We start from the raw sequence: 18,971 nt of genomic DNA on the forward strand, positions 1-18,971 counted from the left end.
CGGTGACGCGTCTGGTGGGGGCGTTGAGGCCGGGGCTCCGCGTTGAGTCCAGGGCTTTGGGATGGGCTTGGTGGTTGCGGTGACGCGTCTGGTGGGGGCGTTGAGGCCGGGGCTCCGCGTTGAGTCCAGGGCTTTGGGATGGGCTTGGTGGTTGCGGTGACGCGTCTGGTGGAGGCATTGAAACCGAGGCTCCGCGTTGAGCTCAGGGCTTGGGGAGATGGCTTGGCGGTTGCGGCGACACGCCTGCTGGAGGCGTTGAGGGCCGAGGCTCCGCGCTGAGTTGACGGCGGCGGGATCGCTTGATGGCGGTGCTTGACTGCAGTCAGCGTTCGCGAGGGTGAGGGCTTCCCTCCGAAGCCGCGGCACCGGAACAGCTTGACTGGCCGTGCTGAGGGTTCCGGCAGGGCGAGATGTGCTCATGCAGAGGTGGCGCGGCTCGGACAGTCGCAGTGATTGGTTGCGCGCGGTATTGAAGAGAGCTGCCGCGGCGAGGTTTTCGGCGAGTGCGATGTGCGCGAGCGGCCCGAGATGATGCCCGATTATGCAGGAAAGGAAGACCTCGGCGGAGTGCTGCGGCAGTGCCTCTGCTGGGTTCCTGCCAGGCGCACGCCAGCGGATCAGCAACAGCGCAAAAGAAATGCGGGGGACACCAGCAAAGGCGTCCCCCACATCAAAGCCGCAGCAATCAAAGCCGCGGCAGACGAAACCGCAGCGTCAGTCCGAAGTGGACTTCACTTCGCCAGTGTCCCCGTCGCCGGAGCCAGCCGACTCGCCGCGTTCCATCGCCGAGTGCCGTTTGCTGTAGGAGAAGTAGATCACCATTCCGATCGCGAACCAGATCGCGAAGCGCAGCCACGTTTCCGGCTTCAGGAACGTGATCAGCCAGATCGAGAACACCACCCCGATGATCGGCACCACCGGCATGCCCGGCGTCTTGAACGTGCGCGGCAGTTCAGGGCGCTTGTAGCGCAGCACGATCACCGCGATGCAGACGACCACGAAGGCCAGCAGGATGCCGATGTTCGTCAGTTCCGCGGCCTCGCCGATCGGCAGCACGCCCGCGATCAGCGCAGACGCGCCGCCCAGGATCCAGGTGATGCGCGAAGGGACCTTGCGCACGGGATGGGTCTTCGCGAACCACTTCGGCAGCAGGCCGTCGCGGCTCATCGAGTAGCCCACGCGCGTCGCGCCCATCAAGAAGGTGAACAGCACCGTCAGGATGCCGATGATCGCGCCCACCGCGATGATCGCGCCCAGCCAGCCGAGGCCGACCTTCGCGAATGCGCTGGAGAAGGCCGCTTCCGGATTGATGTCGGTGTACTTCACCATGCCGGTCAGGACCAGGCAGGCCAGCACGTACAGCACCATCGAGATCGCCAGCGAGTAGATGATCGCCTTCGGCATGTGCTTCTGCGAGTCTTGCGACTCCTCGGCCGCGGTCGACATGGCGTCGTAGCCGAAGACCGCGAAGAAGACCGTTGCCGCGCCGGTGAAAGCGCCGCTGAGGCCGAACGGGAAGAAGTTGCTGTAGTTGCCGCTCTGGATGTGGAAGGCGCCGACCACGATCACCAGCAGCACCAGGCCGACCTTCAGGTACACCAGCAGCGTTTCGAAGCGCGCCGCGTTTTTCATGCCCTGGTTGAGAATAAAGGCGATCAGCAGGCAGAGCAGCACCGCGAACAGGTTGATCTTGTACGACCCCGGTTCGACGCCCGCCGGTTCCGTTCCCGGCGCGCCGGACATCCAGTGCGGCAGCGAGACGTGCAGGAAACCCAGCAAATCGTTGAAGTAACCGGAAATCCCGATCGCCACCACGGACACGATCGCGGTGTACTCCAGCAGCAGGTCCCAGCCGATGAACCAGCCGACGATCTCGCCGAGCACCGCGTACCCGTAGGTGTAGGCGGATCCCGCGCGCGGGATGAGGCCGGCGAACTCGGCGTAGGAGAACGCGGCCGCGGCGCTCGCGATGCCCGCGATCAGGAACGAGATCAGCACGGCCGGGCCCGCGGTCTTGTTCGCGACCGCACCGGCGAGCGAGAAGATGCCGGCGCCGATGATGCCGCCGACGCCGATCGCGGTCAGCTGCCGCAAGCCGAGCGTGCGCTGCAGGCCGCTTTCCCCGGCCTGCTCGATGGTTTCGATCGGCTTCCGCCGGAAGATCCCGGACCCGGAGCCCAGGTTAGGGCCGCGCGGAGCTGACATCGATGTCTCCTCAGACTGGTGGTTCGCAGGCCCCGGGTTCCGGGCCCTGGCAGCGCACCGTACCTGGCGGCGCCCCGCCTGTCACCGACTCCATAGTGTGACGATCTTGCCAGCCTGAGTCACCCGGTCGCGGAGTCGTCCTCGACGTCGTTGACCGTGGGTGCCGGGCGCGCGGCCGAGCGGACCGCGCCGGCGGAGAAGAAGGTGAGCAGTTCCGAGACCTCGGCCGGGTCGTCCAGCTGCGGGCAGTGGCCCCAGTCCTCGCGGACGACGAGCCTGCTGTGCGGCACCAGCGTGTGCAGCTTCCGCCCGGACGCGGCCGTCACCAGCTTGTCCTTGCCGCACGCGACCGCGAGCAGCGGGATCGTGATCTGGTCGAGGCGGTAGGCGTCGGCCAGCTCCGCGACGAGCTGCCGGGCCTCTTCGAGCCGCGACGTGGTGGCCCGGTAGTCGGGAAAGAGCGTGGTGAACCGCCGGACCTGGCCCGCGTCGGCTTGGCGCGAGTCGGCGTAGAGGATCCGCGGCACGAGCTGTTCGGCGACCGCGCGAACCAGGAAACCCGGCACCGGCAACGGAAGCGAGGAGTACAGCCGCAGCGGCAGCGGGTTGCGCCCGACCGTGCGCACCAGCCACGAGTCGACGAAACCGGGCGCGGCGATCGACACCACGCCCGCGGTCGGCAGCCGGCGGTTCTGCGCCGCGCGAAGGCTCATCGTGCCGCCGAGCGAGTTGCCCGCGAGCACCACCGGGCCGAGCACGGCCTGCTCGCGCACCACCGCGGCGGTGAAGGCGTCGAGTTGCGGCAGCATCGGACCGGGGCGCAGCGGCTGCGCGTCGCCGAAGCCGGGAAGATCGACAGCGATCGCGGCGATGCCCGCTGCGGCTAGTTCTCCGAGTACTGGACGCCACGTGTCGGCACTGTCGCAATACCCGTGGAGCAACACGAGCCGCGGCGCGCGGGGTTTCCCGTCGGACTTGCGGCGCGTGCGCTTCGGTGCGGGCGCCTCGGCGACGGGCGGCCCGACCTCCAGCACGCGCGTGCGCATGCCGGCGAACCGCCGGAAGGATTCCCGGATCGGCTCCGGTTCGCTGGGGTGCCGGCCGCCCCGGCCGGCCGGGACTGGCCGCTGCGTCGCGGTCATGTTCTCCAGGTTAACCGCCCAAGGTTGATTTCTGGTGGAATTTGGGGGGTCACCATCTGATTGCGAAGCAGGGGTGTTGACGATTCACGAGACAGCGGGTAAAAGCACTGGCCTGGACCTTTCCGGAACGGAAAAGCCCAGGTCAGCGCCGTACGTCAGGTTCAGTGCGTGAAGACGATCTTGCCCGCCGTCTCCCCGGCGGCCATCGCGGCGAATCCCGCGGGGGCCTCCGCGAGGGGGAGCTCGGCGCCGATCTGCGGCTTGATGCCCTTCAGGTCGAGGTAGGCGAGCAGGTCGGCCAGCTCGTCGCGGGTGCCCATGGTCGAGCCGAGGACCCGCAGCTGCAGGAAGAACACCCGCTGCAGGTCGGCCGACGGGTCGGGGCCGCTGGTCGACCCGGACACCACGACCACGCCGCCCGGCTTCAGCGACTTGAGCGTGTGTCCCCAGGTGGCCTTGCCGACGGTCTCGAACACCGCGTCCACCCGCTCGGGCAGCCGCGCGCCGGACTCGAACGTCTGGTGCGCGCCGACGCTCTCGGCCAGCGCGCGCTTCTCCTCGCTGCGTCCGGTGACCCACACGCGGAACCCGGCCGCGCGGCCGAGCGCGATGAGCGCGGTCGACACCCCGCCGGACGCGCCCTGCACCAGCATCGTCTGGCCGGGCCGCAGCTCCGACTTCACGAACAGCATCCGGTACGCGGTGAGCCACGCGGTGCCCATCGTCGCGCCCTCGGCGAAGCTCAGCCCGGCCGGCTTCGGCACCGCGTTGCGGGCCGGGACCACGACCTGGTCCGCGAACGTGCCCTGGTGCTTTTCGGTGAGCAGAGTGCGCTTCGGGTCGAGCGTGTCGTCGCCCTGCCAGCCCGGCGCGTTGATCACCGAATGCAGCACGACCTCGGTGCCGTCGTCGAGCGTGCCCGCTCCGTCGCAGCCGAGGATCATCGGGAACTGGTCGGGCTTGATGCCGACGCCGCGCAAGGTCCACAGGTCGTGCATGTTCAGGCTGGCGGCTTTGACGTGCACCCGGACCCAGCCCTCGGGCACCTCGGGTTCCGGCCGCTCGCCGACGACCAGCGAATCGAGCGGGGACTCGGCGTTGGGTTCCTGCGCGTATACGGCGAACATGGCAGCAACCTACCTCCCCCGCACGGCCCGGCGCAGGCGAGCGCGCGTAGGCTCACACTCGTGTTCGAAGGGCTGGCCAACTGGTGGGACGGGGTCGAGCTGTGGCTCGCCCAAGCCTGGTTCCCCGTGCAGTTCGTGCTGGTGATGGCGGTGCTCGTGCCGTTGTGCCTGCTCGCCGCGTGGGCCATCGACAAGCTGGTCGAGCGCTTCGGCCGCTGGTTCGGCACGGCCCGTGACGACGACGGTCCCGGCCGCTCCTAAGCTGGCACACCATGGTCAACCGTAGGCGGATCACCGCTGCGCTCGTCGGTCTCCTCGTGCTGGTGCTCGGCGGGTGGCTCGTCAAGGAAACCGCCGGCTCCTCGGATTCGCCGGCGCCCTCGTCCTCGTCGGGTGCTCCCGCCGCCGCTTCCGGGAAAGTGCCGGGGGCCGATTCCCAGCTGCCGGTCAAGCCGTTGTCGTCGCTGCCTTCGCAGGCGAAGGACACGTGGGGCCTGATCCAGAAGGGCGGGCCCTACCCGTATCCGCGCAATGACGACGTCGTCTTCCAGAACCGGGAGAAAAAGCTTCCCGCGGAGAAGAACGGCTATTACCACGAATACACCGTGAAGACGCCGGGGAGCCCGGACCGAGGGGCTCGCCGGTTGATCACGGGGGCGGGGAAAGAGTTGTATTACACCGGGGATCATTACGCGTCGTTCGTCGTTGTGGACTCCGCGCGGTGACCGGCGAGACGGCGCGGGCCGCGGCGGACGCGGCTTTCGCGCGCGGGGCTTACCCGCATCGGGTCGACGGGGCGCGGGCGCTGGACAAACTGTCGGCGCTGGACGCGATCGGCGAGGCGCTGTCTTTTCCGTCTTATTTCGGGCGGAATCTGGACGCGCTTTACGACATGCTCACGGATTTGTCGTGGTTGCCGACCGGCGAGCACGTACTGATCTGGGCCGGGTCGGACGGGCTGAAAGCCGCCGAGCCCAAGGCTTATCTGGCAGTGCGGAGCGTCTTGTCGGACGCGCAGCGGGCGATGGGCTCCGGTGACCGGCGGCTGACCTTGGTACTGGTGGACGCTTAACGGGCCGTGAGGGGAACCCTGAGGGAATCAGAGTCCCTCAGGGTTCCCCTCACGGACAACAACGTCAGTCCTGCGGGACCCAGTTTGGCTTGCGCTTCTGGGCGAAAGCCTGGATCCCTTCCTGCCCCTCTTCGCTGGCGAAGAATCCCGCCGAGAGGGCGTTCATGTCCGCGAAGCCTTCGGCCGGGGTGGCCGGGCGGGGGCGGGCCAGCAGTTCCTTGGTGGCGGCCAACGCTTTCGGGCCGCCCAGGGTCAGCGACTTGAGGTAGCCCTCGACGGTCTTGTCCAGGTCCTCGGCGGGGACGCAGGCGTTCAGGAGGCCGATCTCCACCGCGCGCTTGGCGTCGAAGACGTCGCCGGTCAGGAACAGTTCGTGCGCGGCACGGGCGTTGAGCCGTGGGAGCACTGTCAGGCTGATGACCGCCGGGATGACGCCGATGCGGACTTCCGAGAAGGCGAAGGTCGCTTCCGGGACCGCGACCGCGATGTCGCACGCGGCGACCATGCCGATGCCGCCCGCGCGAGCCGGGCCGGCCAGCCGGGCGACGACCGGCTTCGGGCTCGTCCACAGCTGGTCCAGGATCCGCGGGAACTCGTTCACGCCCTGGTCGGACGAGCCGGCGCCGCGAGCTTCCTTCAAGTCCATGCCCGCGCAGAAGACCGGGCCGGTGTGGGTCAGCTGCACCACGCGCACCGAGTCGTCCTCGCGGGCCTTGGTCAGCGACTCGCTCAGTTCCCGCCGCAACTGCGCCGACAGCGCGTTGCGGTTGTGCGGGGAGTCCAGGGTGATCGTGGCGATGCCGGCCGCCACCTCGTAGTGCACCAGTTCGTCAGCCATGCCTGACACTTTCGCACACCGCCTGCCCGGGAGCGGGTGTGAAGTTCATGCACGAAAACCCGTGCATGAAAACTCGTGCACCGCTACCGTGGGAGCATGGCAGAACCTCGCCCCGCCGATCTCAAGGCACTCAAGGCGCTCGCGAATCCGTTGCGGCAGCGGATTCTCGAGGCGCTCGCCGCGTCCGGACCGGCGACGTCGACGACGCTCGCCGAACGGCTGGGCGTGACCAGCGGCGGGACCAGCTACAACCTGCGGGTGCTGGCGGAGAACGGGTTCGTCGAGGAGCTTCCCGAACGCGCGCGCGGGCGCGAACGCTGGTGGCGGGTGGCGGATTACGACCTGCGGCTGCCGCCCGCGGACGAACGCGACGATCCGGCCAAGGCGGCGATCGGCGAGCTGCACCGGCTGTGGCTCGCGGGCGACACCGAGCTGTACGAACGGTTCGAGCGCGAACGGCCGCAGCTCGGGGAGTGGGCGGACGCGATTCCGTACTCGCGCGGCGCGATCACCGTGACGCTGGACGAGCTGGGGGACTTCTTCGAGGCGTATCTCGCCTTGCTGCGCCGGTATCAGCGGCCGGACGACGAGACGCCGGACGGGGCGCGTCGGGTCGAGACGCGGATGATCGCGTTCCCGACGCCGAGCGGAGAGGGGGCCGTCCAGGACTGACTTGGAGGAGGCCCTGGGTGCCGAGCGGCAACTCGGCACCCAGGAACAAGGGAAAACGTCGCACGATCTCCCGAAGCAAGGAGAACACTTCATGCTGCCCTGGGGCAAATCGCGGCTCGCCGCCGCGATCCTCGCGCTGGGCTCGGTCCTGCCGACCGCCCAGCAAGCACAAGCACACCCGTCCGCCGACGTCAGCTTCACGGGCTCGGGCGGAATCACGTTGCACGGCACGGTATTCCGGCCGGAAGGACCAGCGAAGTCCGCGATCGTCCTGCAAGGAGGGTCGGACTGGCGGACCCGGGACAATCTCCGGTTGCAGGCCGAGATGTTCACGCGGCTCGGCGTCACGACGCTCGTGTACGACCGGCGTACCAGCGGTTATTCCAAAACCCAGCGCGATTACGGCGTGCTGGCGGACGATCTGGTCTCGGCGGTGCACGCGTTGCGGGCTCAGTCCGGAGCCGCGGAAGTTGGCGTCTGGGGCGTCAGCGAGGGTGCGTGGGTCGCCCCGCTCGCGGCGACGCGGACGGCCGACATTTCGTATGTGATCACCGTCGGCGGATCCGGATGGGGCGGAGCTAGACAGACCTCGTGGTATTGGGGGAATGTCCTTCGCCACCAAGGGATTTCCGGTTCGCTGCTGACGACCTTGCCGGTGCGGGGAACGCGCTTCGCGGTCGGCGCTGGACTCTTCCCCGAGGCGGATTACGACCCGGTGCCGGTATTGCGGCGGCTGAAGCAGCCGATCCTGGCGTTGTGGGGCGACCTCGACATCAACCATGTGCCGGTCGAGAGTTCCCGGATTTTCGCGGACGCACTGGCCGGGCACCCGGACCACACGATTCGGTTCGTCGCCGGCGGCGGGCCGGATCTGTACGCGACCAGCGACGCCGGGTTCGACCGGTTGCCCCGGGTCGTGTCCGGTTATCCGGCGGTTGTCGGGGAGTGGCTGGCGGATCGGCAGGGCGTGCACGTCGAGACCGCGGCGTTCACGCAGCGGCCGACCGAAGCGCTCCAGCCGCTCTCCTGGTGGGAATCTGTTTGGGCGCAAGGGATCGCACTCGCCTTGCTGCTCGGCGGGTTCGCGGTCGGCGGCGTGGTCGCGTTGATGCGTCGCCGGGGGACTAGGTCGTCGCGCTGGCTGGCCGGGCTGGGGACGGTGACTGTTGCCGGGTTCGTCGGAATGCTCGGCTGGGCGCAGCTGTCCGGGATGAAGGATCTCGGACCGGTGTTCGTCGGGCGGCCGTTGCCGTGGCTGGCCGTGCAAGCGCTGGCGGTCGCGACGGTGGTGGCGTTGGCGATCACCCTGGTGGGTATGCGGAAACCGGACCGGCGGCGCGGGGCGGTCGCACCGCTCGTGGCCGGGCTGGTGTTCGTGCCCTGGGCGGTCTACTGGGGACTGCTGCTGCCGTGAACCGGGCGCGGCCACCCGGGCGCAGCGGGTGGCCGCGGTCCGGATCAGCCGATGGTCGTGGTCGTGAAAACCGGGCTCGGGTTCGGGAAACACGCCGTCGGCGCGGTCACGTCGCCGATGATGCTGCTGGCCACGGCCTTGAAGGTCAGGCCGGGGTCGCTGTAGCTGGTGCCGGACAGTTTGGTCTCGATCTTGCCGGAGTCGCCTGCCTTGAGGTGCGCGGTGACGGTCGGCAGCTCGAAGGTCGAGCCGCCGGCGATCGGGCCGGGGAAGCTCAGGGTCGCGACGCCGTTGGCGACGCTGATCGTCGGCGGGGTGTCGCCGAGGCCGGAGCCGCCGGCGAGGTCGGCGCTGACGTAGGTCGAGTTCGCCGGGATCGGGAACTTCAGTGCGAAGGTGTTGATGTTCTTGACTTTGTTGCCGCCCACGTCGCTCGGGACGGTGTTGGGCGCGGGGTCGATGACGACGTCGAACGCGCCGCCGGGGGCGACCGTCGCGGGTGCGGTGACGTCGGCGTTCTGGGTCAGCGACACCTGCTGCGGGCCGACCACCGGTGCGTCGGCCTGGCAGTCGAAGTTGATCGCGGTCGCGGCGGACGCCGGGGCCGCGAGGGCGAGCGGAAGGGCGGCGACCGCCGTCAGCGCGGCCAGCCGGTAAAAGTGAGGTGCTTTCATCTGTGTGCTCCTACCTGCGGGTTTCACGGGGGAGAGAGAAAGCTGCGCAGCGATTAGAGAGTTACCGGCAAGTTAAGTAGCGCGTCAAGGATTGACCGTTCACGGGTGCGCACCGTGACGGAAAATGTGAATATCGCTCACCTTGTGGCGGTAGGAGTGGTCTGATCGGCCGTTCGGGTCTACCGACGGTGGTCCGACAGGGCGAGCTAGGCCGGGCCACCGGCGTGGGCTGCCCGGGTGTGACTGTCAGGCGGCGGTCCGCAGCAGTCCGGAGATCGCGGCGGCATACCGGCCGATCACGACGTCCGCCACGCGCGGGTCGTCGGCGAGCGGTTCGGCGATGAACGCGTCCGGGTCGGCGTCGCGGGCCAGCAAGGCGATCCGGTCCGGCAGCAGGCCGGGGGCCAGGAACCACGACGCCACCACGAGATGCCGTACGCCGCGAGCGTGCAGGCGAGCGGCGGCGGCCGGGATGTCCGGCTGAGTGGCGCTGGCGAACGCTTCGCTGACCGGCAGGCCGAGTTGCTTTTCCCAGCGTGCGGCCACTCCGGCGACGACCGCGTTGGCCTCGGGATTGGACGAGCCGACCGCGCTCAGCAGCACGCCGGTCCCGCTGCGGTGGCGGGCTCCGGCGAGCCGGTCGAGGGCGACGGCTTCGAGTGCCGGGTCAGCGCCCAGCACGTCCGACACCTGGATCCGGAACCCGGGGCACTCCGCGGTCACCTCGTCGACCAGCGCGGGCAGGTCGACCCGCGCGTGGAAAGCGCTGCCCAGCAACAGCGGCACCACGACCGCGGAGCGATGCCCTTCCGCGTAAAGGCCGCGCAGCACGTCCGTAACCCGCGGCTCCGACAGATCGAGGAACGATTCGTGCACGCCCAGCCCCGGCGCCTGCGCACGGACGACGTCGACCAGCGCCCGCACCGTCGCGGCGGAGCGGGGGTCACGACTGCCGTGCGCGACGGCGACCAGGGGAGGCGTCACGAGAACCGTTCTCCGACGAGACCGGCGGCGAGGGTGTCGCCGTCCTTCGGGTCGATCACCAGGAACGCGCCGGTGCGCGGGCTCACGCCGTAGTCGTCCACCGGCAGCGGTTCGGCCAGCTGCAGGCTGACGCTGCCGATGTCGTTGAGCTCCAAGGTCGCCGGAGAGTCCACACTGGACAGTTTCTGCTCGTCGAACCGGGCGTGCAACTCGGTGGTCAGCCCCTGCACGGTCCGGGCGCCGTGCTTGACCAGCACGCGCGCACCGGTCTTGAGCGGCTTCGAGGACAGCCAGCAGAGCGTGCCGGTGATCTCGTCGGTGACCTCCGGCGGCGCGTCAGCGGCCGCGATGAGGTCGCCGCGGCTGATGTCGATGTCGTCGGCGAGCAGCAGGGTCACCGAGGTTCCGGCACCAGCCTCGTCCAACGGGCCGTCCGCGGTGTCGATCCGCTCGACTCGGCTGCGGATCCCTTGCGGCTGCACGACGATCTCGTCGCCAGGACGCACCGTGCCAGCGGCGATCTGACCGGCGTAGCCGCGGTAATCCGGGTACTCGGCGGTGCGCGGGCGGATCACGTACTGCACGGGGAAACGCAGCGCGGAATCGTGCGGGTCCGGTGCCACCGGCACGTTTTCGAGGTGTTCCAGCAGCGATGGCCCGTCGTACCAGGGGGTTTTCCCGGACCGGGTCGCCACGTTGTCGCCGACCAGCGCGGAAACCGGGATCGAGACCACGGACGCCGAGTCGTAGCCCAGCGATTCCGCGTGCGCGGTGAACTCCTTGGCGATGACGCCGAAGGTGTTCTCGTCGTAGTCGACGAGGTCGATCTTGTTCACCGCCAGCACCAGCTGCGGCACGCCCAGCAGGGCGAGCACGGCCGCGTGCCGCCGGGTCTGCTCGACCACGCCGTTGCGCGCGTCGACCAGCAGCACCCCGAGCTGTGCGGTGGACGCGCCGGTGACCGTGTTGCGGGTGTACTGCACGTGCCCCGGCGTGTCGGCGAGCACGAACGACCGCTTCGGCGTGGCGAAATACCGGTACGCGACGTCGATCGTGATGCCCTGCTCGCGCTCCGAGCGCAGGCCGTCGACGAGCAGCGAAAGGTCCGGAGTGGACAGTCCTTTGTCGACAGACGCGCGGGTGACCGCGTCGAGCTGATCGGCGAGGACGGACTTGGTGTCGTACAGCAGCCGCCCGACCAGCGTGGACTTCCCGTCGTCCACGCTGCCCGCGGTGGCCAGCCTCAGCAGGCTCGACATCAGAAGTAGCCCTCCCGTTTGCGGTCTTCCATGGCCGCCTCGGACATCCGGTCGTCGGCGCGGGTGGCGCCGCGTTCGGTGAGCCGCGAAGCCTGGACCTCGGCGATCACTTCGTCCACAGTGGACGCCGTGGATTCGATCGCGCCGGTGCACGAACCGTCGCCGACGGTCCGGTAGCGCACGCTCAGCTCGCGCACGTCCTCGCCGGGACGCGGCCCGCCCCACGGGCCTTCGCTGAGCCACATGCCGTCGCGCTGGTAGACCGCGCGCTGGTGGGCGTAGTAGATCGAAGGCAGTTCGACCTTCTCGCGGGCGATGTAGTTCCACACGTCCGCTTCGGTCCAGTTGGACAGCGGGAACACGCGGACCTGCTCGCCCGGACGGTGTCGTCCGTTGTACAGATTCCACAGCTCCGGCCGCTGCCTGCGCGGCTCCCACTGGCCGAAAGCGTTGCGCAGGCTGAAGATCCGTTCCTTCGCGCGCGCCCGCTCCTCGTCGCGGCGACCGCCGCCGAAGACCGCGTCGAACTTGTTCTCCGCGATCGTCTCCAGCAGCGGCGTGGTCTGCAGCGGGTTGCGCAGGCCGTCGGCGCGTTCCTCGAGCCGGCCGTCGTCGATCCAGTCCTGGACCTTCGCGACGACCAGCCGCAGCCCGTGCTTTTCGACGACCCGGTCGCGGAATTCGAGGACCTCGTCGAAGTTGTGCCCGGTGTCCACGTGCAGCAGCGGGAACGGCACCGGCGCGGGCCAGAAGGCCTTGATCGCCAGGTGCAGCATCAGCGTCGAGTCCTTGCCGCCGGAGAACAGGATCACCGGCCGGTCGAACTCGCCCGCGACCTCGCGGAAAATGTGGATGGCCTCGGATTCGAGAGCGGCGAGATTGTCCACAGCCGCGTCGGCCGCGGGTTCCAAAGTCGTCATGCTTCCTTCCTCAGCCATGCAATCCGCACTCCGTCTTGGACTGCCCGGCCCACCGGCCGCTGCGCGCGTCCTGCCCCGCCTCGACCTTCGCCGTGCACGGCGCGCAGCCGATCGAGAGGTAGCCGATCGACACCAGTGGGTTCTCCAGAATCCCGTTCGAGTGCAGGTAGCCGTTGAACTCGTCGTCGGTCCACGCCGCGATCGGGTTGATCTTCACCAGGCCGTTGCGCTCGTCCCAGGTGACGATCGGCGTGTTCGCGCGGGTCGGCGCGTCCACCCGGCGCACGCCGGTGACCCACGCCGAGTACTTGCCGAGCGTCTGCCGCAGCGGCACGACCTTGCGCAGGAAGCAGCACTGGCCGGGGTCGCGTTCGTGCAGCTTCGGCCCGTACTCCGCGTCCTGCTCGGCGACGCTCTGCTCGGCCTGCGCGTTGACGATCCGCACGTCGGGGTACACCGTCTGCACCGCGTCGCGCACCCCGAGGGTTTCGGCGAAGTGGTAGCCGGTCTCCAGGAACAGCACGTCCACCGCGGGCTTGACCTTCGTGGCGAGGTCGATCAGGACGGCGTCCTGCATGTTCGACGCCACGATGAAGTCGTCGCCGAAGGTCTCGGCCGTCCAGCGCAACGCCTCTTCGGCGGTCGCGTCGGCCAGTTCCTTCTCGGCGCGTTCGGCCAGCGCCCGGTAGTCCGCGACCGCGGTCACTGCAGCACCCCTTCGTCCGCCCGCAACGCCCACTGCGGGAACCGTTCGCCCGGCTCGCGGTCCGCGACGTACGCGCGCACCACGCGTTCCACGTACTCGACCAGTTCGCCCGCGGTGACCTTGTGGCCGCGCAGCTTCCGGCCGAATCCGGCGTCGAGCCCGAGCCCGCCGCCGAGGTGCACCTGGAAGCCCTCGACCTGGTTGCCGTCGGCGTCGCTGACGATCTGGCCCTTGAGCCCGATGTCCGCGGTCTGCACGCGGGCGCAGGAGTTGGGGCAGCCGTTGAGGTGCACCGTCACCGGCGTTTCCAGCTGGGCGTTGATGTCGGCGAGCGACTTCTCCAGATCCGCGACCAGCTGCTGCGCGCGCACCTTCGTCTCGACGATCGCGAGCTTGCAGAACTCCAGCCCGGTGCACGCCATCACGCTGCGCCGCCACGGCGACGGCTTGGTCTGCAGGCCCAGCTCGGCCAGCTCCGTCTCCAGCGCGGGGACCGCGGCCCCGGGCACGTCGAGCACGACCAGCTTCTGGTGGGGGGTCAGCCGCACCCGCCGCGATCCCGCGCGCTCGGCCGCCTCGGCGACCGCGATCAGCGTGCTGCCCGACACCCGCCCGGCGATCGGCGCGGCCCCGACGTAGAAGTTGCCGTCCTTCTGCCGGTGCACGCCGACGTGGTCGATCGGGGTCGCGGGGTTCTCCGGCGGCGGGCCGTCGATCAGCTTCCGCTTGAGGTACTGCGACTCGAGAACTTCACGGAATTTTTCAATACCCCAGTCCTTGACCAGGAACTTCAGCCGGGCCTTCGACCGGAGCCGCCGGTAGCCGTAGTCGCGGAAGATGGAGACGACGCCTTCCCACACCTGGGGCACCTCGTCCAGCGGGATCCACGCGCCGAGCCGCTTCGCGAGCATCGGGTTCGTGGAGAGCCCGCCGCCGACCCACAGATCGAGGCCGGGGCCGTGCTCGGGGTGGTTGACGCCGACGAAGGCGATGTCGTTGATCTCGTGCACGATGTCCGGCAGCCCGGAGATCGCGGTCTTGAACTTGCGCGGCAGGTTGGCGAAGCGCGGGTCGCCGATGTAGCGCTCGAGGATCTCGTCGATCGCGGGAGTCGCGTCGAGCACCTCGTTCTCGGCGATGCCGGCGACCGGGGAGCCGAGCACGACGCGCGGGCAGTCGCCGCAGGCCTCGGTGGTGCTCAGGCCGACGGCCTCGAGCCGCGACCAGATCGAGGGCACGTCCTCGATCTGGATCCAGTGGTACTGGACGTTCTGCCGGTCGGAGATGTCGGCGGTGTCGCGCGCGTGCTCCTTCGAGATCTCGCCGATCACCCGCAGCTGTTCGGTGGTGAGGGCGCCGCCGTCGATCCGGACACGCATCATGAAGTAGCGGTCGTCCAGCTCCTCGGGCTCCAGCAGGGCGGTGCGGCCGCCGTCGATGCCGGGCTTGCGCTGGGTGTAGAGGCCGAACCAGCGGAACCGGCCGCGCAGGTCGCCCGGGTCGATCGAGTCGAAACCCCGGTGCGCGTAGATGTTCTCGATCCGCGCGCGGACATTGAGCGGGCTGTCGTCCTTCTTCGAGCGCTCGTTCGGGTTCAGCGGCTCCCGGTAACCGAGCGCCCACTGACCCTCGCCCCGCTTCTGGCGTGGCCGGGGCGCGGCGCCCTTCGGGGGCGTTTCACGCGTGGGTGCGGACATGGAGATCCTCCGGGCGGGGTTGTCGAGGCGGCTCCGGCGGCCCGCCGCGGCGTCGGCGCGGGGCGGGAGCGGTGCCGGTCGTCCAGGTGGTGGGCTGGGCAGGCTTTGCGCGGGAGTCAGCGAACAGGCCGGCAGAGCGCGCTCGCGACCCGGAGAAGGTCGACGTGGCGGCGCGCCACGAGAAGGACACCGGCAGGACTCACCGGCTCAGATTGCCACGCGGGCCGAACGTCGTCCAAGGGCGTCCGGATCGTGGGAGAAGGCTCACTGGAAGGGTGCGAAACGGCTCTGGATGTGCATTGGCCGGGCGATCTGCCAGGTCTTTCCCGGCTTTCGGACGCATCGTGGGACGGTTTCGGGCGGTTGTCAACCGGGTGCGCGGCGGGCGGCGCATCGTTCGGCGGCCGAACTTTCCTCCGGGTGGCGCAGGGGCACGCGGCGGTCCGCGGCAGGCGGGGGAGAATGGACGTCGTGCCTGTTCCCGACACTCACCGTCCTCCCGCCGGACTTCCCGAGACCGCGCTCGCCGGTCTTGGCACCCGTCCGTTCGGCGTGTACGTCCACGTGCCGTTTTGCGCGACCCGCTGCGGTTACTGCGACTTCAACACCTACACCGCGGGCGAACTCGGCTCCGCCGCCTCGCCGCGGTCGTGGCTGGACGCGCTGCGCCGCGAGCTGGAGCTGGGCGCTGAGATCCTCGGCAACGCACCCCAGGCGGAGACGGTGTTCGTCGGCGGTGGGACGCCGTCCATGCTCGGCGCGGACGGGCTGGCCGAGGTGCTCGACGGCGTCCGGTCGGTGTTCGGGCTCGCGCCGGGCGCGGAGGTGACGACCGAATCGAACCCGGAGTCCACTTCGCCCGCGTTCTTCGCGGGCATCCGTGACGCGGGTTACACCCGGGTGTCGCTGGGCATGCAGTCCGCGGCCCGGCACGTGCTGAAGGTGCTCGACCGCGTGCACACGCCCGGCCGTCCGGTCGACGCCGCGCGCGAAGCCCGGGCCGCCGGGTTCGAGCACGTGAACCTCGACCTGATCTACGGCACGCCGGGGGAGCGGGTCGAAGATCTGCGCGCGTCGCTCGACGCGGTGTTGTCGGCCGGGGTCGATCACGTCTCGGCGTATGCGCTGATCGTGGAGGACGGCACCGCGCTGGCCCGCCGGGTGCGGCGCGGCGAGTTGCCCGCGCCGGACGACGACACGCTGGCCAGCTACTACGAAATGATCGACTCCGTCCTCGCTGGCGCGGGTTTGACCTGGTACGAGGTGTCGAACTGGGCGAGCGACGAGGCCGCGCGGTGCCGCCACAACCTCGGCTACTGGCAGGGCGGCGACTGGTGGGGCGCCGGGCCGGGCGCGCACAGCCACGTCGGCGGCGTGCGGTGGTGGAACGTCAAGCATCCGGCCAAGTACTCGAGCCTGCTCGCGGAGGGACAGAGCCCGGAGGCGGATCGCGAGGTGCTCACCGAGGAGGACCAGCACCTGGAGCGGATCATGCTGGAGCTTCGGATCTCCGACGGCCTCGCGTTGTCGGCGCTCGACGAGTCCGGGATCAAGGAAGCGAGGGCGGCCGCCGCGGAGGGGCTGCTCGAAGTGTCCGATTTGGACAGTCGGGGCCGCGCGGTGCTGACCGACCGCGGCCGGTTGCTCGCGGATGCCGTGGTCCGGAGGCTGGCCGGCTGAATTTTCGCCCGCCGGGCATAAATCCGTTCGATCGTTTGTTGGGCTAAGCATACGAGCGAGGGAGACGCGTATGCCGCAGGCGGTCAGATACGGCGAACACGGCGGGATCGAAGTGCTGCAGCTGGCCGAAGTGCCTCGGCCGGCGCCGGAATCCGGGCAGGTGCTCGTCCAGGTCCGGGCCGCGGGCATCAATCCGGGGGAAACGAAGATCCGCGTCGGCGCGCTGGCGGAGCGCTGGCCGTCCACCTTCCCGTCCGGGCAGGGCAGCGACCTGGCCGGGGTAGTGGTCGAGCTGGGCGCGGACGTCGAAGAAATCCAGGCGGGGGACGAGGTCGTCGGTTTCGTGCACACCCGCTCCAGCCACGCCGAGTACGTGCTGGTTCCGGCGGAGCATCTCGTGCCGAAGCCGAGCGGGCTTTCGTGGGAGGTCGCGGGCGGGTTGTTCGTGGCCGGAACGACTGCGTACGCCGCGGTCGGGGCCGTGTGCCCGCGCGAGGGCGAGACGGTCGTCGTGTCCGGGGCTGCCGGCGGGGTCGGTTCGCTGGCCGTGCAACTGGCGAAGCTCACCGGCGCGACCGTGATCGGCATTGCCAGCGAAGCGAACCACGAGTGGTTGCGCGAGCACGACGTCGTTCCGATCGCGTACGGCGAAGGGCTCGAAGAGCGGCTCCGGGAGCTGACTGGCGACCAGGTGCACGCGTTCATCGACACTTACGGCGACGGTTACGTCGAACTCGCCTTGCGGCTCGGCGTCTACCCCGGCCGGATCGACACGGTGGTCGACTTCGACGCCGCCGAGAAGTACCGCGTGAAGACCGACGGCAACATCGCCGGGGCGAGCGCCGAGGTCATGCGCGACCTCGTTGCCTTGGCGGACAAGGGATTGCTCGACGTCGAGGTCGCCGCGACGTACCCGCTGGCCGAGGTCCAGGCCGCCTATCGCGAGCTGGAACAGGGCCACACGCGCGGCAAGATCGTGCTCACTTCCTGACCATCGCCGCCAGCCCGGCCACGAACGCCTCCAAGGCGAATTCGAGCCGGGCCTGGCTGGTGTCCGCGTTGAAGAATTCCCCGGCCTGCAACAGGTTCGGGAACGCGCTCGCGGGCAGCGACCGCATGTAGTCCGCCATCTGCCGCTCGCGCTCGCTCATTTTCTCCGGGTCGTAATCGCCGAACGTCCAGCCGCTGGCTTCGTAGGCGAAGGCTTTGGTGTACGTGCTCAACGCGTCGCTGGCGAACATCGCCTGCTGCAGATCCAGGCCGCCCGCGCGCAGCAGCTGAAGCATGACTTCGCCCTGCCGCAAGGAATTCGGCGTCACCGGGATCGGTGTCTGCCACGCGACTTTCGCGATGCCCGGATACGCCACCATCGCCCGGATCTGGTGCCGCACTTGCTCTTTGACCTGTTCGGTCCACCGCTGCGGATTCGGCTCGGGACAGGGCACTTCGCTCAGTGCCGCGTCGAGCAACAGTTCGTCCAGTTCCTCTTTGTTGGCCACGTACGCATAAAGCGACGCGGGCCCGGTCTCCAGCTGCTGCGCGACCCGCCGCATCGAGACGGCGTCAATGCCCTCGGCGGCGAGGATTTCGAGCGCGGTTTTCACGATCAGTTCCTGCGACAGCATCTGCTTCGCGGCGCGCCGGCGCGGGCTCGGCGTCCGGCGCCAGGGCGGGGGCGGTGCGGTCATCCCCGAAGCCTAGACGAACCCCGCACTTGACGCGAACGGTGTTCGTGAGTAGAACTGGACCTCGTACGCGAACGACGTTCGTTAAGGAGAAAAGCATGTCGCAGCACGAAGAAGTCCTGTCCGTTCTCGCCCGTCTCGCCGACGCTTGGAACAGCGGCGACGCGACCGCCTACGGGAACCTGTTCACCGAAGACGCCGACTACGTGACCTTCTTCGGACTCCGGTCCGTCGGCCGCCAGGTGATCGCGGACTCGCATCGCGAGCTGTTCCAGGGACCGCTGAAGGGCTCGAAGCTCACCGGCTGGGGCGAGCCGCGGGTGCGGTTCCTGCGGGACGACGTCGCGGTCGTCGTGACCGGCGGCGGCTCGTCGCTGACCGGGGGCGACGACCCGGCCGCCGAGGGGCGGGAGAGCTCGCTGACCTACGTGCTGGTGCGGGGCGACGAGGGCTGGCGGATCACCGCTTTCCAGAACACGCGGGTCTCGAAGCCGTGGGAAGCATGAGGACGATCGTCGAGGTCTCCGGCGTCGTTCCGGCCGCGCCGACCGAGGTGTTCGCGCGGCTGGAAAGGCAGTTGACGGCTTCGGATTACCCGATGAAGCTGGAAGTCGACCGCTCGCGCCGGTTCCTCGCCGCGCAGGGCGGCTGGTGGTACCGCGGGGAGTACGAGGTCGCCGACGACCCGGCCGGATCCCGCGTCACGCACCGCTTCCGGAACGCCGCGACCGGGCAGTGGTGGGCAGTACTGCTGGCGAACCGGTTCTTCGCCGGGTTCCGGGACCGGGTCGGGGCGGGTTTCCGGGCAATGCTCGCCGAACTCGGGGACGGCGGCACTGGGCGGAACGGGTGAGGGCGCGTACGGTGGGAGACGCGACTTAGGTAAACCTTACTGA

The 18,971-nt window shown here is 69.3% G+C and carries 21 protein-coding genes; 9 read left to right on the forward strand and 12 right to left on the reverse strand.

Annotation, left to right across the window (positions count from 1 at the left end):
• Positions 1 to 714: 714 nt before the first annotated feature.
• The 3 genes from ABZX37_RS07040 to ABZX37_RS07050 all read right to left on the reverse strand — a co-directional run bounded on the left by ABZX37_RS07040 (position 715) and on the right by ABZX37_RS07050 (position 4,474).
• Positions 715 to 2,205 (reverse strand): amino acid permease, encoded by a 1,491-nt coding sequence (locus ABZX37_RS07040; protein ID WP_354736812.1) that lies wholly within the window; start codon positions 2,203 to 2,205, stop codon positions 715 to 717.
• A 119-nt stretch (positions 2,206 to 2,324) separates the two neighbouring features.
• The gene (locus tag ABZX37_RS07045; protein WP_354736814.1) at positions 2,325 to 3,347 is read right to left on the reverse strand and encodes an alpha/beta hydrolase; all 1,023 of its coding nucleotides are present in this window, start codon (positions 3,345 to 3,347) and stop codon (positions 2,325 to 2,327) included.
• A gap of 161 nt (positions 3,348 to 3,508) precedes the next feature.
• The gene (locus ABZX37_RS07050) at positions 3,509 to 4,474 is read right to left on the reverse strand and encodes a zinc-binding dehydrogenase (RefSeq protein ID WP_354736816.1); all 966 of its coding nucleotides are present in this window, start codon (positions 4,472 to 4,474) and stop codon (positions 3,509 to 3,511) included.
• Between the two features lie 60 nt (positions 4,475 to 4,534).
• On the opposite strand from ABZX37_RS07050, the gene ABZX37_RS07055 reads away from it, so the two are divergent.
• Genes ABZX37_RS07055 through ABZX37_RS07065 form a run of 3 tightly spaced genes read left to right on the forward strand, consistent with a single transcriptional unit; the run spans position 4,535 to position 5,546 of the window.
• A complete protein-coding gene (locus ABZX37_RS07055; protein WP_037813693.1) occupies positions 4,535 to 4,735 on the forward strand; it encodes a hypothetical protein in 201 nt (66 codons plus the stop codon).
• An 11-nt stretch (positions 4,736 to 4,746) separates the two neighbouring features.
• Entirely contained in the window at positions 4,747 to 5,199 is a 453-nt protein-coding gene (locus ABZX37_RS07060) for a ribonuclease domain-containing protein (protein ID WP_354736818.1), read from the forward strand.
• Positions 5,196 to 5,546 (forward strand): barstar family protein, encoded by a 351-nt coding sequence (locus tag ABZX37_RS07065; RefSeq protein WP_354736820.1) that lies wholly within the window; start codon positions 5,196 to 5,198, stop codon positions 5,544 to 5,546. Before ABZX37_RS07060 ends, ABZX37_RS07065 begins: the two co-directional genes overlap by 4 nt.
• A 64-nt stretch (positions 5,547 to 5,610) precedes the next feature.
• Here ABZX37_RS07065 and ABZX37_RS07070 read toward each other — a convergent pair whose 3' ends face one another.
• Complete coding sequence (locus ABZX37_RS07070) at positions 5,611 to 6,384, reverse strand: enoyl-CoA hydratase-related protein (protein ID WP_336158592.1); 774 nt, start codon at positions 6,382 to 6,384, stop codon at positions 5,611 to 5,613.
• 96 nt (positions 6,385 to 6,480) lie between these two features.
• Between ABZX37_RS07070 and ABZX37_RS07075 the strand changes: the two genes are divergently transcribed.
• A complete protein-coding gene (locus ABZX37_RS07075) occupies positions 6,481 to 7,056 on the forward strand; it encodes a helix-turn-helix domain-containing protein (RefSeq protein WP_354736822.1) in 576 nt (191 codons plus the stop codon).
• Between the two features lies 1 nt (position 7,057).
• Positions 7,058 to 8,470 carry an alpha/beta hydrolase gene (locus ABZX37_RS07080; protein ID WP_354736824.1) on the forward strand — a complete coding sequence of 471 codons (1,413 nt, stop codon included), beginning with the start codon at positions 7,058 to 7,060 and terminating at the stop codon, positions 8,468 to 8,470.
• A gap of 44 nt (positions 8,471 to 8,514) precedes the next feature.
• Here ABZX37_RS07080 and ABZX37_RS07085 read toward each other — a convergent pair whose 3' ends face one another.
• The 7 genes from ABZX37_RS07085 to ABZX37_RS07115 all read right to left on the reverse strand — a co-directional run bounded on the left by ABZX37_RS07085 (position 8,515) and on the right by ABZX37_RS07115 (position 15,198).
• Entirely contained in the window at positions 8,515 to 9,144 is a 630-nt protein-coding gene (locus tag ABZX37_RS07085; RefSeq protein ID WP_354736826.1) for a cyclase, read from the reverse strand.
• Positions 9,145 to 9,390: 246 nt separating this feature from the next.
• Positions 9,391 to 10,128, reverse strand: coding sequence for a CbiX/SirB N-terminal domain-containing protein (locus ABZX37_RS07090; RefSeq protein ID WP_354736828.1), 738 nt, complete (start codon positions 10,126 to 10,128; stop codon positions 9,391 to 9,393).
• Entirely contained in the window at positions 10,125 to 11,387 is a 1,263-nt protein-coding gene (locus ABZX37_RS07095; RefSeq protein WP_354736830.1) for a GTP-binding protein, read from the reverse strand. The genes ABZX37_RS07090 and ABZX37_RS07095 overlap by 4 nt, the downstream gene beginning before the upstream one ends.
• Positions 11,387 to 12,307, reverse strand: coding sequence for a sulfate adenylyltransferase subunit CysD (gene cysD, locus ABZX37_RS07100; RefSeq protein WP_354736832.1), 921 nt, complete (start codon positions 12,305 to 12,307; stop codon positions 11,387 to 11,389). The genes ABZX37_RS07095 and cysD overlap by 1 nt, the downstream gene beginning before the upstream one ends.
• 10 nt (positions 12,308 to 12,317) lie before the next feature.
• Complete coding sequence (locus ABZX37_RS07105) at positions 12,318 to 13,013, reverse strand: phosphoadenylyl-sulfate reductase (protein ID WP_354736834.1); 696 nt, start codon at positions 13,011 to 13,013, stop codon at positions 12,318 to 12,320.
• On the reverse strand, positions 13,010 to 14,710 hold the full coding sequence (locus ABZX37_RS07110) for a nitrite/sulfite reductase (protein WP_354736836.1): 1,701 nt from the start codon (positions 14,708 to 14,710) through the stop codon (positions 13,010 to 13,012). The genes ABZX37_RS07105 and ABZX37_RS07110 overlap by 4 nt, the downstream gene beginning before the upstream one ends.
• A gap of 116 nt (positions 14,711 to 14,826) precedes the next feature.
• Entirely contained in the window at positions 14,827 to 15,198 is a 372-nt protein-coding gene (locus tag ABZX37_RS07115) for a putative leader peptide (RefSeq protein WP_354736838.1), read from the reverse strand.
• Here ABZX37_RS07115 and hemW point away from each other — a divergent pair.
• Both hemW and ABZX37_RS07125 read left to right on the forward strand, forming a co-directional pair.
• Positions 15,173 to 16,390: a radical SAM family heme chaperone HemW gene (gene hemW / locus ABZX37_RS07120; RefSeq protein ID WP_354736840.1), complete on the forward strand. Its 1,218-nt coding sequence runs from the start codon at positions 15,173 to 15,175 to the stop codon at positions 16,388 to 16,390. The genes ABZX37_RS07115 and hemW overlap by 26 nt on opposite strands.
• Before the next feature lie 70 nt (positions 16,391 to 16,460).
• On the forward strand, positions 16,461 to 17,381 hold the full coding sequence (locus ABZX37_RS07125; RefSeq protein WP_354736842.1) for an NADP-dependent oxidoreductase: 921 nt from the start codon (positions 16,461 to 16,463) through the stop codon (positions 17,379 to 17,381).
• Here ABZX37_RS07125 and ABZX37_RS07130 read toward each other — a convergent pair.
• A complete protein-coding gene (locus ABZX37_RS07130) occupies positions 17,371 to 18,078 on the reverse strand; it encodes a TetR/AcrR family transcriptional regulator (protein ID WP_354736844.1) in 708 nt (235 codons plus the stop codon). The two genes, ABZX37_RS07125 and ABZX37_RS07130, sit on opposite strands and share 11 nt — an antisense overlap.
• Before the next feature lie 95 nt (positions 18,079 to 18,173).
• On the opposite strand from ABZX37_RS07130, the gene ABZX37_RS07135 reads away from it, so the two are divergent.
• Together ABZX37_RS07135 and ABZX37_RS07140 are read left to right on the forward strand one after the other, a co-directional pair.
• Positions 18,174 to 18,581 carry an SgcJ/EcaC family oxidoreductase gene (locus tag ABZX37_RS07135; protein WP_354736846.1) on the forward strand — a complete coding sequence of 136 codons (408 nt, stop codon included), beginning with the start codon at positions 18,174 to 18,176 and terminating at the stop codon, positions 18,579 to 18,581.
• The gene (locus ABZX37_RS07140) at positions 18,578 to 18,928 is read left to right on the forward strand and encodes a hypothetical protein (RefSeq protein ID WP_354736848.1); all 351 of its coding nucleotides are present in this window, start codon (positions 18,578 to 18,580) and stop codon (positions 18,926 to 18,928) included. The genes ABZX37_RS07135 and ABZX37_RS07140 overlap by 4 nt, the downstream gene beginning before the upstream one ends.
• Positions 18,929 to 18,971: the final 43 nt, after the last annotated feature.

Origin of the sequence: Amycolatopsis sp. NPDC004079 (assembly GCF_040610415.1) — a bacterium.
Taxonomy (GTDB): Bacteria; Actinomycetota; Actinomycetes; order Mycobacteriales; family Pseudonocardiaceae; genus Amycolatopsis; species Amycolatopsis halotolerans.

Coding starts and splice junctions, on each gene's coding strand:
- ABZX37_RS07040 (WP_354736812.1), bottom strand. CDS start 2,205: ATGTCAGCTCCGCGCGGCCCTAACCTGGGCTCCGGGTCCGGGATCTTC.
- ABZX37_RS07045 (WP_354736814.1), bottom strand. CDS start 3,347: ATGACCGCGACGCAGCGGCCAGTCCCGGCCGGCCGGGGCGGCCGGCAC.
- ABZX37_RS07050 (WP_354736816.1), bottom strand. CDS start 4,474: ATGTTCGCCGTATACGCGCAGGAACCCAACGCCGAGTCCCCGCTCGAT.
- ABZX37_RS07060 (WP_354736818.1), top strand. CDS start 4,747: ATGGTCAACCGTAGGCGGATCACCGCTGCGCTCGTCGGTCTCCTCGTG.
- ABZX37_RS07070 (WP_336158592.1), bottom strand. CDS start 6,384: ATGGCTGACGAACTGGTGCACTACGAGGTGGCGGCCGGCATCGCCACG.
- ABZX37_RS07075 (WP_354736822.1), top strand. CDS start 6,481: ATGGCAGAACCTCGCCCCGCCGATCTCAAGGCACTCAAGGCGCTCGCG.
- ABZX37_RS07085 (WP_354736826.1), bottom strand. CDS start 9,144: ATGAAAGCACCTCACTTTTACCGGCTGGCCGCGCTGACGGCGGTCGCC.
- ABZX37_RS07095 (WP_354736830.1), bottom strand. CDS start 11,387: ATGTCGAGCCTGCTGAGGCTGGCCACCGCGGGCAGCGTGGACGACGGG.
- cysD (WP_354736832.1), bottom strand. CDS start 12,307: ATGACGACTTTGGAACCCGCGGCCGACGCGGCTGTGGACAATCTCGCC.
- ABZX37_RS07110 (WP_354736836.1), bottom strand. CDS start 14,710: ATGTCCGCACCCACGCGTGAAACGCCCCCGAAGGGCGCCGCGCCCCGG.
- hemW (WP_354736840.1), top strand. CDS start 15,173: ATGGACGTCGTGCCTGTTCCCGACACTCACCGTCCTCCCGCCGGACTT.
- ABZX37_RS07125 (WP_354736842.1), top strand. CDS start 16,461: ATGCCGCAGGCGGTCAGATACGGCGAACACGGCGGGATCGAAGTGCTG.
- ABZX37_RS07130 (WP_354736844.1), bottom strand. CDS start 18,078: ATGACCGCACCGCCCCCGCCCTGGCGCCGGACGCCGAGCCCGCGCCGG.
- ABZX37_RS07135 (WP_354736846.1), top strand. CDS start 18,174: ATGTCGCAGCACGAAGAAGTCCTGTCCGTTCTCGCCCGTCTCGCCGAC.
- ABZX37_RS07140 (WP_354736848.1), top strand. CDS start 18,578: ATGAGGACGATCGTCGAGGTCTCCGGCGTCGTTCCGGCCGCGCCGACC.